General features: G+C 74.9%; 15 protein-coding genes. 13 read left to right on the forward strand and 2 right to left on the reverse strand.

Annotated elements, in window-relative coordinates; all coding sequences use genetic code 11:
- The first annotated feature begins 40 nt into the window (after nucleotides 1-40).
- Genes MT994_RS11320 through MT994_RS11330 form a run of 3 tightly spaced genes read left to right on the forward strand, consistent with a single transcriptional unit; the run spans nucleotide 41 to nucleotide 2,660 of the window.
- Nucleotides 41-454 carry a PadR family transcriptional regulator gene (locus MT994_RS11320; RefSeq protein ID WP_354806316.1) on the forward strand — a complete coding sequence of 138 codons (414 nt, stop codon included), beginning with the start codon at nucleotides 41-43 and terminating at the stop codon, nucleotides 452-454.
- Nucleotides 451-1,560: a hypothetical protein gene (locus MT994_RS11325; protein ID WP_354806318.1), complete on the forward strand. Its 1,110-nt coding sequence runs from the start codon at nucleotides 451-453 to the stop codon at nucleotides 1,558-1,560. Before MT994_RS11320 ends, MT994_RS11325 begins: the two co-directional genes overlap by 4 nt.
- A gap of 5 nt (nucleotides 1,561-1,565) precedes the next feature.
- On the forward strand, nucleotides 1,566-2,660 hold the full coding sequence (locus MT994_RS11330) for a hypothetical protein (RefSeq protein ID WP_354806319.1): 1,095 nt from the start codon (nucleotides 1,566-1,568) through the stop codon (nucleotides 2,658-2,660).
- A gap of 101 nt (nucleotides 2,661-2,761) precedes the next feature.
- On the opposite strand, the gene purB is transcribed toward MT994_RS11330, so the two are convergent.
- Entirely contained in the window at nucleotides 2,762-4,249 is a 1,488-nt protein-coding gene (purB, locus tag MT994_RS11335) for an adenylosuccinate lyase (RefSeq protein ID WP_354806321.1), read from the reverse strand.
- A 170-nt stretch (nucleotides 4,250-4,419) separates the two neighbouring features.
- On the opposite strand from purB, the gene MT994_RS11340 reads away from it, so the two are divergent.
- Together MT994_RS11340 and MT994_RS11345 are read left to right on the forward strand one after the other, a co-directional pair.
- The gene (locus MT994_RS11340; protein ID WP_354806323.1) at nucleotides 4,420-4,737 is read left to right on the forward strand and encodes a hypothetical protein; all 318 of its coding nucleotides are present in this window, start codon (nucleotides 4,420-4,422) and stop codon (nucleotides 4,735-4,737) included.
- Complete coding sequence (locus tag MT994_RS11345) at nucleotides 4,734-6,368, forward strand: hypothetical protein (RefSeq protein ID WP_354806324.1); 1,635 nt, start codon at nucleotides 4,734-4,736, stop codon at nucleotides 6,366-6,368. Before MT994_RS11340 ends, MT994_RS11345 begins: the two co-directional genes overlap by 4 nt.
- Nucleotides 6,369-6,438: 70 nt before the next feature.
- Here MT994_RS11345 and MT994_RS11350 read toward each other — a convergent pair whose 3' ends face one another.
- Entirely contained in the window at nucleotides 6,439-6,828 is a 390-nt protein-coding gene (locus MT994_RS11350) for a phage holin family protein (RefSeq protein ID WP_021483630.1), read from the reverse strand.
- Nucleotides 6,829-6,931: 103 nt separating this feature from the next.
- On the opposite strand from MT994_RS11350, the gene hisC reads away from it, so the two are divergent.
- From hisC to MT994_RS11390, 8 genes are all read left to right on the forward strand, one after another.
- On the forward strand, nucleotides 6,932-8,011 hold the full coding sequence (gene hisC / locus MT994_RS11355) for a histidinol-phosphate transaminase (protein WP_194521760.1): 1,080 nt from the start codon (nucleotides 6,932-6,934) through the stop codon (nucleotides 8,009-8,011).
- Between the two features lie 121 nt (nucleotides 8,012-8,132).
- On the forward strand, nucleotides 8,133-8,423 hold the full coding sequence (locus MT994_RS11360) for a lactococcin 972 family bacteriocin (RefSeq protein WP_354806326.1): 291 nt from the start codon (nucleotides 8,133-8,135) through the stop codon (nucleotides 8,421-8,423).
- A 60-nt stretch (nucleotides 8,424-8,483) separates the two neighbouring features.
- A complete protein-coding gene (locus MT994_RS11365; protein ID WP_354806327.1) occupies nucleotides 8,484-10,529 on the forward strand; it encodes a hypothetical protein in 2,046 nt (681 codons plus the stop codon).
- A 10-nt stretch (nucleotides 10,530-10,539) separates the two neighbouring features.
- Nucleotides 10,540-11,235, forward strand: a complete 696-nt coding sequence (locus tag MT994_RS11370) for an ATP-binding cassette domain-containing protein (protein ID WP_228485188.1) — start codon at nucleotides 10,540-10,542, stop codon at nucleotides 11,233-11,235.
- 57 nt (nucleotides 11,236-11,292) lie between these two features.
- Entirely contained in the window at nucleotides 11,293-11,559 is a 267-nt protein-coding gene (locus MT994_RS11375; protein ID WP_021482356.1) for a hypothetical protein, read from the forward strand.
- 315 nt (nucleotides 11,560-11,874) lie between these two features.
- A complete protein-coding gene (gene pdhA / locus MT994_RS11380) occupies nucleotides 11,875-12,987 on the forward strand; it encodes a pyruvate dehydrogenase (acetyl-transferring) E1 component subunit alpha (RefSeq protein ID WP_044144382.1) in 1,113 nt (370 codons plus the stop codon).
- Nucleotides 12,984-13,976, forward strand: coding sequence for an alpha-ketoacid dehydrogenase subunit beta (locus MT994_RS11385; RefSeq protein WP_043656580.1), 993 nt, complete (start codon nucleotides 12,984-12,986; stop codon nucleotides 13,974-13,976). Before pdhA ends, MT994_RS11385 begins: the two co-directional genes overlap by 4 nt.
- Nucleotides 13,977-14,032: 56 nt before the next feature.
- The gene (locus MT994_RS11390; RefSeq protein ID WP_354806329.1) at nucleotides 14,033-15,577 is read left to right on the forward strand and encodes a dihydrolipoamide acetyltransferase family protein; all 1,545 of its coding nucleotides are present in this window, start codon (nucleotides 14,033-14,035) and stop codon (nucleotides 15,575-15,577) included.
- Nucleotides 15,578-15,619 lie beyond the last annotated feature (42 nt).

The following is a 15,619-nucleotide window of genomic DNA, read 5'->3' on the forward strand; positions in this document are numbered from 1 at the left end:
GTCCTGCGCATACCTTCGCGGCGAGAGTATGGTCGCCGCCATGGCATCGAAACCGCTCCAGGAACCCGCGTTCCTCGTGCTGTCCGCGCTCGCCGCCGGGCCGCTGCACGGGTACGGCATCGCGCAGGACGTCGAGTCCAGCTCCGACGGGCGCGTCACCCTGCGCGCCGGCACGCTCTACGGCGCGATCGACCGGCTCGTCGCCGCCGGGCTCGTCGAGGTCGACCACGAGGAGGTCGTCGACTCGCGCCTGCGCCGGTACTACCGGCTCACCAGCGAGGGCGGGTCGCGCCTCGCCGCCGAGGCCGAGCGCGCCGAGGCGCAGGCGCGCCGCGCGCTCGAACGTCTCGGTGCCCGACGCCGCACGGCCGCCCCGCCGGGCGACCGCACCGCGGCCCGGCCCGCGCGGGGGATCGGCGGGGGAGTCGTCGACGGCGGGGCGGTGCCGGCATGAGCGGCCACGACGGCCACCCCGAGCCGGACGCCGTCGGCTCGGTGCTCGTCGCGCCGGTCCTCGTGCGGGACTACCGGCGGCTGCTGCGCCTGTTCCCGTACACCTACCGGCGGGCGCACGAGGCCGAGATGCTCGGGCACCTGGTCGACAGCGCGCGGCCCGGGCAGTCGCGCCCGACGCGGGCCGAGCGGTGGGACCTGCTGCGCGCCGCCGCGCGCGAGTGGCTGCTCGCACCGCTGGGCCCGACGGAGCGCCAGCGCGCCTCCGCCTCGGTGGTCGTGCTGGTCGTGCTGACCGCCGTGCTCGCGGTCCCCGCGGCGTACGACCTCGTGCGCGCCGTCCAGGCGGTGACGGACGACGCGGCGCGAGAGGCGCTCGGGTCGCTCTCTTCACCGGTGCTGATGGTGACCGTGGCGGCACTGGTCGCGGCGCCCCTCGCGCCGGCCTGGCTGGCGTGGCTCTCCGCGCTCGTCGCCGTCGCCGTGGGAGCACGGCGAACAGGGCTCGTGCTCGCCGCGCTCGCCGCGGTGGCGGGAGTCGTGGCCATCGGGGCCCTCGTCTCGGCGGAACGGGCGTTCGTCGCGTTCCAGGCGGTCGGCTGGGTCGTCGTCCTCGTGGCCTTCCTCTTGACCCTCGTCGCGCGGGCACGGCAGGAGGCGCCCGTCTTCGGCGCGCGAGCGGGAGCGGTGGCGTTCTGGATGACGGCGGCCGCACTCGCGCTCTCGGCACGGGGCGATGCGTCGGCGGTCTCGCAGGAGCACGTCTGGGTGGCGCCGAACTCCTTCTTCTCGGCCAACGCCGTCGTGGTGCTCTGGTTGAGCACCGTGGCGCTGCTCGTGCTCGTCCGCCCGGTCCGGCAGGCCGCTCCCGTCCTCGGCGGCGCGCTCCTGGCCATGGCCCTGAGCCGGTCGGACGTCTTCTGGTCCGGCGCGCTCGACACGACGGCCGTGAACCTCGGCAACGTCCTGGGGGTGGTCGGGATCTCGGTGGCGCTGACCCTCGCGACCCGCTGGGTCGTCAACCGTCTCGACGAGCTCGCTGCCGCCCGCGCCGCGCACCGCGCGTTCCTGGCGGCGGCGGCCGACGGCACGGCGGCTGCCGCGTGACCGGGGTGGCGGCATCGCCCGCGGACCCGCTCCTGCCGGTGGCGCCGGTCCTCGTGCGGGACTACCGGCGGCTGCTGCGTCTCTTTCCGTACACCTACCGTCGGGCGCACGAGGCCGAGATGCTCGGGCACCTGGTCGACGGCGCGCGGCCCGGGCAGTCGCGCCCGACGCGGGCCGAGCGGTGGGACCTGCTGCGCGCCGCCGCGCGCGAGTGGCTGCTCGCGCCGCTGGGCTCGTCCCCGCGGCAGCGGCGCGCGGCGACGGGGCTCCTGCTCGTGGTCCTGCCCGCCGTGCTCGTGGTCATGGCCGCGCGCGTCCTCGCGTTCGCCGCGGCGATCGTCGGGGCCGTGCTCGGCCCGAGCGGGCACGCACCGCTCCTGACGACCGTCCCGGCGGCATCGATGTGGACCCTCTGGCTCGCGGCGGTGGCCCTCACGCTCGCTGGAGCGCAGCGCGTCGGCCTCGCTGCTGCGGTGCTCGCCGCCGTCGCCGGGATGGGCGGGCTCGCGGTCTCGCTCGGCGCGGGGAGCAGCTATGCGGCGTACCTCGACGCGCCGTGGGTCGCGGCGGTGTCCGTCTACGCGGGCGTGCTCGCCGCACGTCGGGCGTGCCGGGTCGGGCCCGAGCCGTGGACGGTCCGGGCCGCGACCCTCGGGGCGATGGCTCTGGCCCTCGGCGGGTTCGCCGCGGCGACCGCTCCCGACGCTGCGAGATTCGGGGCGCCGTGGTGGTCGGGGGTCGCGCTGAGCCCGTGGACGCCTCCCGCGCTGGCTGCGCCGGTCGTCCTGCTCCTCGGAGTCGCGCTGCTGTGGCGCCGGACGCGGCCGGCGGTCCCGGCGCTCGGCGGCCTCGCCCTCGCAGGCGTGCTGAGCCGCTCGGCCTTCTTCTGGTCGGGGACCGTGAGCGTCCAGACCGCGGACCTCGGCAACGTGCTCGGCCTGCTCGCGCTCGCGGCCGCCGCGACGATCGTCCTGACCTGGGTCGTCAACCGCCTCGACGAGCTCGCCGAGGTGCGCGCAGCGCACCGCGCCCGGCTCGCCGCCGCGGGTGGGATGCCGGGCCGGGGCGGGTCCCACCCGGGCGAGCCGACCGCCGTCTGACACGGGCGCCGTCGACCACGACGGTGCGTGCGGACGAGAACGGGGTCGGCGACCGAGATCCCCAGGATTCGGTCGCCGACCCCGTGCTCGGCACCGGCCGGTCAGTCCAGGTAGGTCTCGACGAGGCGGGAGGCTAGGCCCGTGTACGTCGCGGGAGTGAGGTCCGCGAGGCGCTGCGCGACGTCGTCGGGCAGGCCGAGGCCCGCGACGAACTCGCGGAGCCGCGCCGCGTCGACGCGCTGGCCGCGCGTGAGGTCCTTGAGGCGCTCGTACGGGTTCTCCATGCCGGGGACGCCCGCGACCGACGCCGCGCGCATGGCCGACTGGATGGGCTCGCCGAGCACCTCCCAGTTCTCGTCGAGGTCCGCCGCCATGAGGTCGGCGTTCGCGGCGAGGGCCTTCAGGCCGCGGCGCACGTTGTCGATCGCGAGGAGCGAGTGGCCGAACGCGGGGCCGACGTTGCGCTGCGTCGTCGAGTCCGTGAGGTCGCGCTGGAGGCGCGACGTCACGAGCGTCGCACCGAGCGTGTCGAGCAGCGCGGACGAGATCTCGAGGTTCGCCTCGGCGTTCTCGAACCGGATCGGGTTGACCTTGTGCGGCATGGTCGACGACCCGGTCGCGCCCGGCACGGGGATCTGCGTGAAGAACCCGAGCGAGATGTACGTCCACACGTCGGTCGCGAGGTTGTGGAGGATCCGGTTGAACCGCGCGACGTCCGCGTACAGCTCGGCCTGCCAGTCGTGCGACTCGATCTGCGTCGTCAGCGGGTTCCACGTGAGACCGAGGCCCTCGACGAAGTGCTTCGAGACCGACGGCCAGTCCACGCCCGGGACGGCGACGGTGTGCGCGCCGTACGTGCCCGTCGCGCCGTTGAGCTTGCCCAGGTACTCAGCCGCACCGACGCGACGGAGCTGGCGGCGCAGCCGGTGCGCGAGGACGGCGAGCTCCTTGCCGAGCGTCGTCGGCGTCGCGGGCTGGCCGTGCGTGCGCGAGAGCATCGGCACGTCCGCGTGCTCGCGCGCCATGTCCGCGAGCTGGTCGGCGAGGGCCGTCGCGGCGGGCAGCCACACGTGCTCGACGGCGCCGCGCACCATGAGCGCGTAGGACAGGTTGTTGACGTCCTCGCTCGTGCACGCGAAGTGCACGAGCTCCCCGACGCCCGGCAGCACCGTGTCGGGGCCCAGCGCGTCGGGAGCCGCGGCGAGGCGGCGCTTGACGAAGTACTCGACCGCCTTGACGTCGTGCACCGTCTCGCGCTCGATCGCGGCGAGCTCGGCGATCTCGTCGCCACCGAACGTCGCGGGGATGCGGCGCAGGTAGGCGACCTCGGCGTCGGAGAGCTGGGGCGCGCCGGGCACGACCGGGCGGACCGCGTTCTCGTCGACCGCCTGGACGCCGTTGCACAGCGTGATGAGCCACTCGACCTCGACGTGGATGCGCTCGCGGTTGAGCGCGGCCTCGCTGAGGTGGTCGACGAGCGGGGCGACCGCGGCGCGGTAGCGGCCGTCGAGCGGGCCGAGCGCGATCGGCGGGGTCACCTCGGCGAGGCTCACGCGGGCAGGGGCGGCTGCGGCAGGGTTCTCGGGCACGCCCCTGATTCTCCCACGCGTGCCCGACGGCGGTCGGTGCCGCCCGCAGTCCGGGCAACGGAGCCGTCGCGCGGCCCGTGGCCGTCCCCAGCGTCCGGGCGCGAGGGTCCGGTCCACAGCCGGGTGACCTGCCGCACCGTCGGCCGACGGGGCTCCGTACGGTCGCCGCCATGCCGACCCCGCCACCACCGCCGTGCCTCGCCGCACCCTTCGGGATCACCCGAGCCCGCGACCAGGTCCGCACGGCGACCGACGACGCCGCGCGCGCCGGCGCCGCCCTGGAGACCCCCGACCTCCCGTGGGCCGGGCAGGCGCGGCACGCGTACGACGACGCGACGGCGGAGGGTCGGGCAGCCCTGCTCCGGCTCGACGAGACGCTCGGGACGTGCCTCGTGCGGCTGGACGCGCTCACCGTGCTCGCGGAGGCGGACGTCACGAGCATGCGGGCGGGGCTGGCCGCGGGGCTCGCCGCGGGAGGCGGCTCGTGAGCGGGTCGCCGCCCGGCCCGTCCGTCGTGATCCGTGGCGGGACGGAGCCGACGGTCGTCGAGACGGCGGGGGTCGTCGCGCAGGCCGCGGTGCTCGCGGCCCGGGCGGACCTCCTGACCGGAGCGGCGGGGGCGCTGCGGGACGCGCAGCACGCGGTGGAGGTCACGACGGCCACGCCGACGGCGTTCGCCGGGCGGCTCGTCCCGGCCGAGCCGCTCGGGGCGGCCGCGGGCGCGAACCTGACGACGACGCCGTTCTGGTCGGCGGAGGTCCGGGCCGCGCGCGCGGCCTTCCTCGACGACCTCGACGCGGCGGCCCTGCTCGCCGGGCAGGAGGAGCAGCGGCTGCGCGGGCTCGCCGAGCGGCTGCACCAGGCGGTCCGGGTGTACGACGACGCGGACGCCGCGGCCGCCGCCGGGTGGTCCGACACCGCGCTGGTCGTGGCGGGACGGCACTACGGGCTGGCGGGGGCGGGCGCCGCCGGGCTCGGGATGATCGTCGCGCAAGGCCTCGCCGGGCTCGCGCAGTCGCTGCTGCACGGAGGGCCCGCTCTCGGTCGGCTCGTCACGACGGGCGAGGCGCTGCACCCCGCGACCGTCCGCGCGCTGGGTCGCACGATCGGCATGCTCGACCCGGACCGCCCCTGGTACGCCGTACCGACGGTCGGGAACGCGGCGGCGGTGCTGCGGGCGTCCGTCCAGCCGCTGCGCGACCGGTTCCTGCCCGACCCGGAGGTGCGGCGGATCGACGCGGCGCCCTACGACCTGCCGACCCCCACGGACACGCGGTCAGCCGTCGGCGCCGTGGCGGCGCTCGGGAGCACGGACTCGGTGCTGAGCGTCCAGCGCATCGTCAAGGACGGCGGGACACCCACGTGGGTCGTCGCGATCCCGGGCACCCAGCCCGGCAACCTCCGGACGGTGTGGAACATGACGTCCAACTACGACCTCATGTCCGACGACGAGTCCCAGCGCGCGCGGGCGGACAGCGTGCGGGCGGTGCTCGACGCGATGGGCCAGTCGGGCATCGGGCCCGAGGACGACGTCGTGCTCGTCGGGCACAGCCAGGGCGGCATGGTCGCGGCCACCATCGCGGCGGCGACGGTCGGGACCTACCAGGTGCGCCACGTCGTGACCGCCGGGTCACCGGTCGGGGGGCACGGCCTCCCGCCCGGCGTGCGCGCCACGCACCTCGAGACCAGCGGGGAGGGGGTCTCCGGCCTCGACGGGAAGCCGAACCCGGCGACGCCCGAACGCGTGACGGTGACCGGTACCGTCTCCGCGCCCGGCGGCGGGCCGCCGCTCGACGTGCCGCACTCCGTCGGCTACCACCAGGACGTGCTCGACGCCGCGGTCGAGGTGGGCGACCGCGGCCTCGAGGAGCACCTCGCCGACGTGGAGCACTGGCTCGACGGCGAGGCGGAGGACCCGCTCGTCTACGAGGCGCGTCTCGTCCCGGACCCCGAGACGACGTTCTGCGTCGGTGAGCTCGCGGTGCCGAGGCCGCCGTGGCCCCCGTGGCCGGCTCCGGACGGCGTCGTGACGGCGCCGGGCCCGTCCCTCGGCACGCTCGGCGGCACGGGCACGCCCGGGGGCGCCGGGACGGGTGGTGGCGAGGAGGATGCGCGGTGACGGCCCGGTGCCGTCTCCCGGCGGGCCGGTCGGGAGGGCGGGCGGCGGCGCGCGCGGTGGAGCGCTCGGGTCAGCGGTCCTGGGCCTTCGGCACGACGGCCGAGACGAGGAAGTTGATCACGGCGATGATGAGGGCCGCGAGCAGCGCCCACCAGAACCCGCCGATGATGCGGATGCCCCAGTCCGTCTGCTCGGTGATCCACGCGGTGAGCATGAGCATGAGCGCGTTGACGACGAGCGAGAACAGCCCCAGCGTGAGGATGTAGAGCGGGATCGAGAGGACCTGCACGATCGGCTTGATCACCGCGTTCACGAGCGAGTAGAGCAGCGCCACGACGAGGACGATCACGACCTTGCCGCCGGCCGTGTCGGAGCCGACGATCTGGAAGTGCTCGTCCATGAACAGGCTCGTGAGCCAGATCGCGAGACCGGTGATGAGGACGCGGACGACGAAGCTCATACCCGGCATCCTGCCATCCGGGCGGTCGTGCGGCACGGGCGCCGCGCGTGGCGCGCCGTCGTCCGCCACGGACCGCGGTGCACGGGTGGCATGATCGAGGACCGTGGCCCACGAACCCCGCGTCCCCCTGCGTCCTGCCGTCGCCGCCCTGCCGGCCTACGTCCCGGGGGCGCGCGTCGCCCCGGGTGCGGCGGCGTTCAAGCTCTCCTCGAACGAGAACCCGTACCCGCCCCTGCCCTCGGTCGTGGCGGCGATCGCCGACGCCGCGGCGGACGCGAACCGCTACCCGGACATGTACGCGACCGAGCTCACCGAGGCGCTCGCGGCGGACCTCGGGGTGGGGGCCGACGAGGTCGTCGTGGGCAACGGCTCGGTCGCGGTGCTCGCGCACGTCCTCCAGGCGGTCGTCGAGCCGGGCGACGAGGTCGTCTACCCGTGGCGCTCGTTCGAGGCGTACCCCATCGCGGTCGCGGTCGCGGGCGGCACGTCGGTGCGGGTCCCGCTCCTGACGGGGGAGCACCGTGGGCGCCTCGACCTGCCCGCGATGGCCGCGGCGGTCACCGAGCGCACGCGCGTCGTCATGGTGTGCACGCCCAACAACCCGACCGGTCCGGCCGTGCACCGCGACGAGCTCGAGACGTTCCTCGCGGCGGTGCCGTCGGACGTGCTCGTGGTGCTCGACGAGGCGTACCTCGAGTTCGTGCGCGACCCGGAGGCCCCCGACGGTCTCGCGGTGTACGCGCAGCACCCGAACGTCGTGCTGCTGCGCACGTTCTCCAAGGCGTACGGGCTCGCGGGCCTGCGCGTCGGGTACGCCGTCGCGCGTCCGCGCCTGGCGGCGGGCATCCGTGCCGTCTCCACGCCGTTCGGGGTCTCGCACGTGGCGCAGCGGGCCGCGATCGCGTCGCTCGGGGCGCGGGACGAGCTCCTGCAGCGGGTCGAGCACCTCGTGGCGGACCGCACCCGCCTCGTCGAGGGTCTGCGCGACCAGGGCTGGTCCCTGCCGGAGTCGCAGGCGAACTTCGTGTGGTTCGACCTGGGGGAGCGCACGGCCCAGCGCGCCGAGGAGGCGCGTGCTGCCGGCGCGATCGTGCGCCCGTTCGCGGGCGAGGGCCTGCGCGTGAGCGTGGGCGAGCCCGAGGCGACCGACCTCTTCCTGCGCGTCAGCGCGACCTGGCTGTAGCCCTACCTCGACGGGCCCCTCTGCGTTCCGGCAACGGAACTTCCCCAGTTCGACCGAACCCCTGGTGCTCGCGTCTCCGGATTGCTACTTTTACGTAGCAATCACTTCCGAAGGGGGAGATATGAGGTTTGGTCGAGTACTGACGACGGCGATGGTCGCCGGGGTCCTGGCCTTCACACCGGCGGCGGCGTTCGCCGGCTCGCAGCTCGTGGGCGGCGGGATCTGGAACTACGGGACCAGTGCGGGGGCGATCTACTCGCACTACCTGCACAACACCCAGTGCCACGGCGCGTCCGTGCACAACGGGAAGCTCTACCGGGTGACCAACATCAAGCCCGGGGTCTGGGCGAAGGTGCACGCCAAGGACTGGCCCATGCGCGTGGACCACGCCTACTGGCACACGTGCGCGTAGCACGGACGCAGGGCAGGGGCGGCGCCGTGCCGCCCCTGCCCGGTCCGGCGCGGAGCCTCCATGCCGAACAGAAGCCTCAGCCTGGCCTACGCGCTCGCGGTGGTCGTCAGCCTCTTCCTCGCCTTCTTCACGGTGCAGGCGTACAGCGAGTTCGCGGTCCGCGGGTTCGACGCCCAGCTCCGCGTCGACTCCCTCGGCACGACCGCGTCGAGCGCCGAGGCGTACGGCACGATCGCGACCTTCGCGACCTCCCGCGACTGCACCGTCGCCAAGGTGACCTTCGACCTCACCGACGTCTCGACGCGGCACCTCTCGGTCCTCGGTGACGGCTCGGCCGACCCGGGCGGGCGGTGGCTCGACCACGGCGTCGCCGACTTCAGCCGCGGCGTCACCACGCAGGTGCACCCCGGTGCCGAGCTCGGGGCCACGAGCCCGGTGGGCTCCTACGGGCTCTCGTGCGGCACGGCGGAGGCCGAGGCGCTGGCCGCCGCGCTGCGGGAGGCCGGGGTGACGGCGTCGGCCGACTCCTACCCGACGATCCTCTCGTGGCACCGCTACCTCGCGGGCACGCCGATCCCGGCGGGCTACGCCATCGCGGCGGTCGCCGTCGTGCTCCTCGCGGGGTGCGGCGCCCTCCTCAACGCCCGGGCGTACGCGGTCCAGCGCCTCCAGGGCGCGCCGTTCTCCAGCATCCTGCGGCGCGACCTCGCCCCGATCGGCCGACGCCTCGCCCTCCACCTGGGTGTGGCCGCCGTCGTGTGCGCGATCGTGCTCGGCGCCTACAACGGGTTCGCGCAGGCGACGACGTTCCTCGGCCTGGCCGGCGCCGTCCTCGCCGGGCTGCTGCTCGTCACCGTGACGGCCCACGCCGTCTCGACGGCCGCCGCGCAGCGCATCCCGCTCGCGGCCGCGATCAAGGGCGAGTCCGTGGGGGCCTGGGTCGTCCCCGCCGCGTTCGGCGTGCGGTTCTGCGCTCTCGTCATCCTCGTCGCGTCGATCTTCTCCGCCGTGCACGCGGGCCAGCTCATCGCGGGCCAGCAGGCCGCCCGCTCCGCCTGGCAGAGCGCGGGCGGCGCGACCTCCGTGGGCGTCGGCGGTGACGACCAGGCCCGGGCGGGCGAGTTCGCGCAGCGCCTCGGCGAGGTCGTCGTGCGGGCCCTCGACGACCGCGAGGCGGTGCTCGCCGCGCGGCAGCCCGTCTCGGCGTTCGGCACGGTGACGGTCGCGCCCGAGGACCAGCCGGTCCTCCTCGTCAGCCCCTCGTACCTGGAGGAGCAGGACGTCCGCGACGCGACCGGGTCGCGGCTCGCGCCGGCGCCGGGGTCGTGCCTCACGATCCACCTGCCCGCCACGCTGCGGGCGGACCAGCAGGGCGACGTCGTGGCCGCCGTCGGCTCGTGGGCGGACTACTTCGGTGCGACGTGCGCCGTCGAGCGCGGTGCGCCGCTCGCCGAGGGCAGCACGCTGTTCGACTACGGCAACGCGGCGGACCCGAGCGCGTCGCCGCTCGTGGACGAGCCGGTCGTGCTCGTCGTGGACCCGGCCTCGGAGGTCGTGAGCGCCGACGGGTACGGCGCGTACACCTCGACGGGGGACGTCGTCTTCCTCGACCCGGCGTACGTGCTGGAGGAGAGCCGCGCGGCGGGCATCCGCGACTACGTCCTGTCGGTCACGCCGATCGCCGACGCCGCGGCCGAGGAGTACCAGAAGCTCGTCCGGAGCTTCCGGCTCGGGCTCGCGAACATCGCGGCGGCGGCCGGCGTCGTGCTCCTCACCGCGGTCGTGGTGTCGAGCGCGTACACGCGGCGGTACGCGCAGAGCGTGTTCGTCCGCTACATCGCGGGGTGGTCGTTCGCCGCGCGGTACCGCGCGGCGTTCCTCGCCGAGGCCGCCTCGGCGGTGCTGCTCGTCGCGTACGTGGCGGCGAACCCGCCGCGCACGCCGCCGGCCCTCGGCGCCGTCGTCGCGGCCGCCGCACCGCGGCTGCTCGGGGGAGCGGAGCCGCCCGTCGCGGTGGCGGTGTGCCTCGTGTCGTCCGCCCTGCTGGTGACCGCGCTCGCGGTGGCCCAGCGCCGGCTCCTGCGGACGCGATCCAGTGACAGCTGAACGAAGGGGGATGGCGATGATCGAGGTCGTGGGTGCGGCCAAGTTCTACGGGGCGCGGACGGTCTGGACGGGCCTCACGCTGAGCGTGGAGGCAGGCACGATGGCGGGCCTCGTGGGGTCGAGCGGCTCGGGGAAGACGACGCTGCTCAACTGCGTGGGCCTGCTCGACCGGCTGGACGCGGGGACGCTGTTCGTGGACGGCCGCGACGTCACCGCGCTGAGCCCGCACGGGCGACGCCTGTTCCGACGGGACGAGCTCGGGTACCTGTTCCAGAACTACGCGCTCATCGACAACGCGACGGTCGCGGCGAACCTCGACGTCGCGTTCGTGAGCCGGGGCGTCCGGCGGGCGGACCGCGCGCGCCGGCGCGAGGAGGTGCTCGAGCGCGTGGGGCTCGGCGGCTACGAGCGCGCGGCCGTCTACGAGCTGTCGGGCGGCGAGCAGCAGCGCGTCGCCGTGGCGCGGCTGCTCCTCAAGCGGCCGCGCGTCGTGCTCGCCGACGAGCCCACGGGGGCGCTCGACGAGGGGAACGCCGACGCGATCGTCGGGCTCCTGCGCGAGCTCGCGGACGAGGGGCGTGCCGTGGTCGTCGCGACGCACAACCCGCGCGTCGAGCAGGCCTGCGACACCGTCCTCGAGCTCGGCGTCTCGACCCAGCACGTGGCCCGCGCGCTCGTCGGCGCGGACGACGACGGCACGCCGTAGCGGGCGGGCGACGGCGGCGCGGTTGCCGGGTCCTGGTCACGCGAGAAGACTCGCGGCATGGACAACCAGGAGTACGACCAGTTCGTCGACGACTACGGCTGGCTCTTCGGGGGCGCGGCCCTGGTCGTCTACATCGCGGTGGCGGTGATCTTCTTCATCGCCTACGTCCGGATCATCCAGAAGGCCGGCTACTCCGGCTGGTGGGTGCTCGTGGGCCTCGTGCCGATCCTCAACGTCGTCATGTTCCTCGTGTTCGCGTTCTCGCGCTGGCCGGTCCTGCGCGAGCGCGACGCGCTGCGCTCGGGCGGCGTCTACCCGCGGTAGGGGCAGCCCTCCTGGTACCGGGGGTGCGCCGGTGGGGATTGGAGGTTCTCTACAGCCGGTCGTGACGGACGTTGGGCGACACGTCGGAGGCGCTACCTACGGGGTCGTAGCCTACGCTTGCGTAGGCTACGGAGACGTAGGTTCCGACGGCGCCCTCTATCGGGCGCCTCCTGCCCCCGAGCGGGCCGGCTGCACGGCCGGGCCGCACCGAAGGAGAGTCGCGTGACCGAGAACGACGCGAGAACCGGCGTGCGGGACGCTGCGAGCACGCACCCCGACCTCCCCGACGTCGCGGGCGGTCCCGACGACGCACCCCTGCTCCAGCTCGTGACACCTGCGGGCGCCCGCGTCACGACCCCGGAGACCGACGGCTACCGCGAGCGCGTCGCCCACCTCGACGCCGCGGCGCTGCGCGGGCTCTACCGCGACATGGTGCTCACGCGCCGCTTCGACGACGAGGCGACGTCGCTCCAGCGCCAGGGCGAGCTCGGCCTGTTCGCGCAGGCGAAGGGCCAGGAGGCCGCGCAGATCGGCTCCGGCCGCGCGCTCGCCCCCCAGGACTACGTCTTCCCGTCGTACCGCGAGCACGGCGTCTCGCACGTGCGCGGCATCGACCCGACGGCACGCCTGCGCCTCTTCCGCGGCGTGGACCACGGCGGGTGGGACCCGACGGCGCACAACGTCCACCTGTACACGCTCGTCATCGGGTCGCACGCGCTGCACGCGACGGGGTACGCCATGGGCGTCCAGCGTGACGGCCTCGTCGGGTCGGGCGACCCGGAGCGCGACGCGGCCGTCGTCACGTACTTCGGCGACGGCGCGACGTCGCAGGGCGACGTCAACGAGGCGCTCGTCTTCGCGGCCGTGAACAACGCGCCGGTCGTCTTCTTCTGCCAGAACAACCAGTGGGCGATCTCGGAGCCGACGACCCGGCAGACCCGCGTGCCGCTCTACCGCCGCGGCGGCGGGTTCGGCATCCCCAGCGTGCGGGTCGACGGCAACGACGTGCTCGCGTGCTACGCCGTGACCGCGGAGGCGCTCGAGCGCGCCCGATCCGGCGGCGGCCCGACGTTCGTCGAGGCGTTCACCTACCGCATGGGCGCGCACACGACGTCCGACGACCCGACGAAGTACCGGTCGCGCGCCCAGGAGGACTACTGGCGCCGTCGCGACCCGATCGACCGGCTCGAGAACCTGCTCCGCGCCGAGGACGCGTGGGACGACGCGTTCGCCGCCGACCTGGCCGCCGAGGCCGACGCGCTGGGCGAGCGACTGCGCGAGGAGGTCCGCGCGCTCGCCGCACCGGACCCGGCGAGCATGTTCGACCACGTCTACGCGACCCCGAACGCCGTGGTCGAGCGCGAGAAGGCGTGGTTCGCCGACTACCAGCAGTCCTTCGAGGAGCCGACCGCGGAGGTGGCGCGATGAGCGACAGCAAGACCCTGACCCTGGCCCGCGCGATCAACGAGGGGCTGCGCCGGTCGCTGGAGAACGACCCCAAGGTCCTGCTCATGGGTGAGGACATCGGCGCGCTCGGCGGCGTCTTCCGGGTGACGGACGGCCTGCAGAAGGACTTCGGCGAGGACCGCGTCGTCGACACGCCGCTCGCGGAGTCCGGCATCCTCGGCACCGCGATCGGTCTCGCGCTGCGCGGCTACCGGCCGGTGTGCGAGATCCAGTTCGACGGGTTCATCTTCCCCGCGTACGACCAGATCACGACGCAGCTCGCGAAGATGGGCTACCGCTCGGGCGGGAAGCTCCAGGTGCCCGTCGTGATCCGCGTGCCGTACGGCGGCGGGATCGGTGCGGTCGAGCACCACAGCGAGAGTCCCGAGGCGCTGTTCGCGCACACGGCCGGCCTGCGCGTCGTGTCGCCGTCCACGCCGCAGGACGCGTACACGATGATCCAGGAGGCCGTCGCCTCGCCGGACCCGGTGCTCTTCTTCGAGCCCAAGGGCCGCTACTGGGAGAAGGGGCCGGTCGACGTCGCGGGCCGCGGCGAGGGCGCGACCGTGCTCGACCGGGCGCGGGTCGTCCGCCCCGGCACGGACCTCACGCTCGTCGCCTACGGTCCGACCGTCGCGACCGCGCTCCGCGTCGCCGCGGCGGCCGAGCAGGAGGGCCGCAGCATCGAGGTCGTGGACCTGCGCAGCATCTCGCCGCTCGACACCGCGACCGTCGTCGAGTCCGTCCGTCGGACAGGACGCTGCGTCGTCGTGCACGAGGCCCCGACCTACCTCGGCTCGGGCGCCGAGGTCGCGGCCCGCGTGACCGAGGAGTGCTTCTACTCGCTCGAGGCGCCCGTGCTGCGCGTCGGCGGCTTCCACACGCCGTACCCCGTCGCGAAGATCGAGCACGACTACCTGCCGAGCCTCGACCGCGTGCTCGACGCCGTCGACCGCGCGTTCGCGTTCTGACGCGCGTCCGCCGCGACCTCGACAGCGCCGACCGGGACCACCAGGAGGACCACGCAGTGCCCACCTTCGAGAAGTTCAACCTCCCCGACGCGGGCGAGGGCCTCACCGAGGCCGAGATCGTGCACTGGCACGTCGCCGTCGGCGACGCCGTCACGGTCAACCAGACGATCGTCGAGATCGAGACGGCGAAGTCGCTCGTCGAGCTGCCGTCGCCGTACACGGGCGTCGTCACGGAGATCCTCACGCCCGAGGGCACGACGGTCGAGGTCGGCGTGCCGATCATCGTCGTGGACACCGACCCGGGCGGCACCGCCCCGGCACCGACCGCACCGGCCGGCGTCGTGCCCGACGGCGCGGACGCGCCCGCAGCGGCTGCGTCGCCGCAGGCGGGCACCGGCGACGCGACCCCCGCCGCGAGCGAGGGGTCCGGCTCGGTGCTCGTCGGGTACGGCACCGTCGAGCCGGGCACGGCCCGACGTCGGCGCCGCGCGGCCGAGCCCGCCGCCGCGCCCACCGCTGCCGCGCCCGCTGAGCCCACCGGAGCCGGGGCCGCACGGCCCGGCAGGACCGACCGCCCCGGCCCGGCGACCCCGGACCGGACGGTCCCGGCGGCGAGCACCGCGCCGTCGGCCCCGGCCCCGGCACCCGCCCCCGCCCCGCGGGCGAGCGCGCCGGCCGCCGTCGGGCACGCGACCCTGCCGGTGCTGGCCAAGCCGCCGGTGCGCAAGCTCGCGAAGGACCTGGGCGTCGACCTGGCGAGCGTCGCGGGCACCGGCCCGGGCGGGATCGTCACGCGCGAGGACGTGCAGGCCTACCACGAGCAGGCGAAGGCGCAGCCGCTCGCGACGTACGCCGACGACGACCAGCCGTGGCTCGCGACGGGCGCCGTCACGGCCGACGGCCGCCAGACGCGCGTGCCCGTGAAGTCGGTGCGCAAGCGCACGGCCGAGGCGATGGTCACGAGCGCGTTCACCGCCCCCCACGTGACGGTCTTCCACACGGTCGACGTCACGCGCACCATGAAGCTCGTCCGCACCCTGCGGGAGGACCGCGAGTTCGCGGACGTGCGCGTCACGCCCCTGCTCGTCACCGCCAAGGCGCTGCTGCTCGCGGTGCGCCGCCACCCGGAGATCAACGCGAGCTGGGACGACGCCGCGCAGGAGATCGTCTACAAGCACTACGTGAACCTGGGGATCGCGGCGGCGACGCCGCGCGGGCTCGTCGTGCCGAACATCAAGGACGCGCACCGTCTCGACCTGCACGGCCTCGCCGGCGGGATCGCGGACCTCACCGCGACCGCGCGGGCCGGGCGCACGTCGCCCACCGACATGTCCGACGGCACGATCACGATCACCAACGTCGGGGTGTTCGGCATCGACACGGGCACGCCCATCCTCAACCCCGGCGAGGCCGCGATCCTCGCGTTCGGCGCGATCCGCGAACAGCCCTGGGTCCACAAGGGGAAGATCCGCAAGCGCTGGGTCACGCAGCTCGCGCTGAGCTTCGACCACCGCCTCGTCGACGGCGAGCTCGGCGCGCGCGTGCTGGCCGACGTCGCGCGGATCCTCGAGGACCCGGCGCGCGGTCTCGTCTGGGGCTGAGCCCACCCGTCGGCACGCGGGACGCGCGTCGGCACTCGTTGC

Origin of the sequence: Cellulosimicrobium sp. MI9406, from assembly GCF_040595865.1 — a bacterium.
Classification (GTDB): domain Bacteria; phylum Actinomycetota; class Actinomycetes; order Actinomycetales; family Cellulomonadaceae; genus Cellulosimicrobium; species Cellulosimicrobium funkei.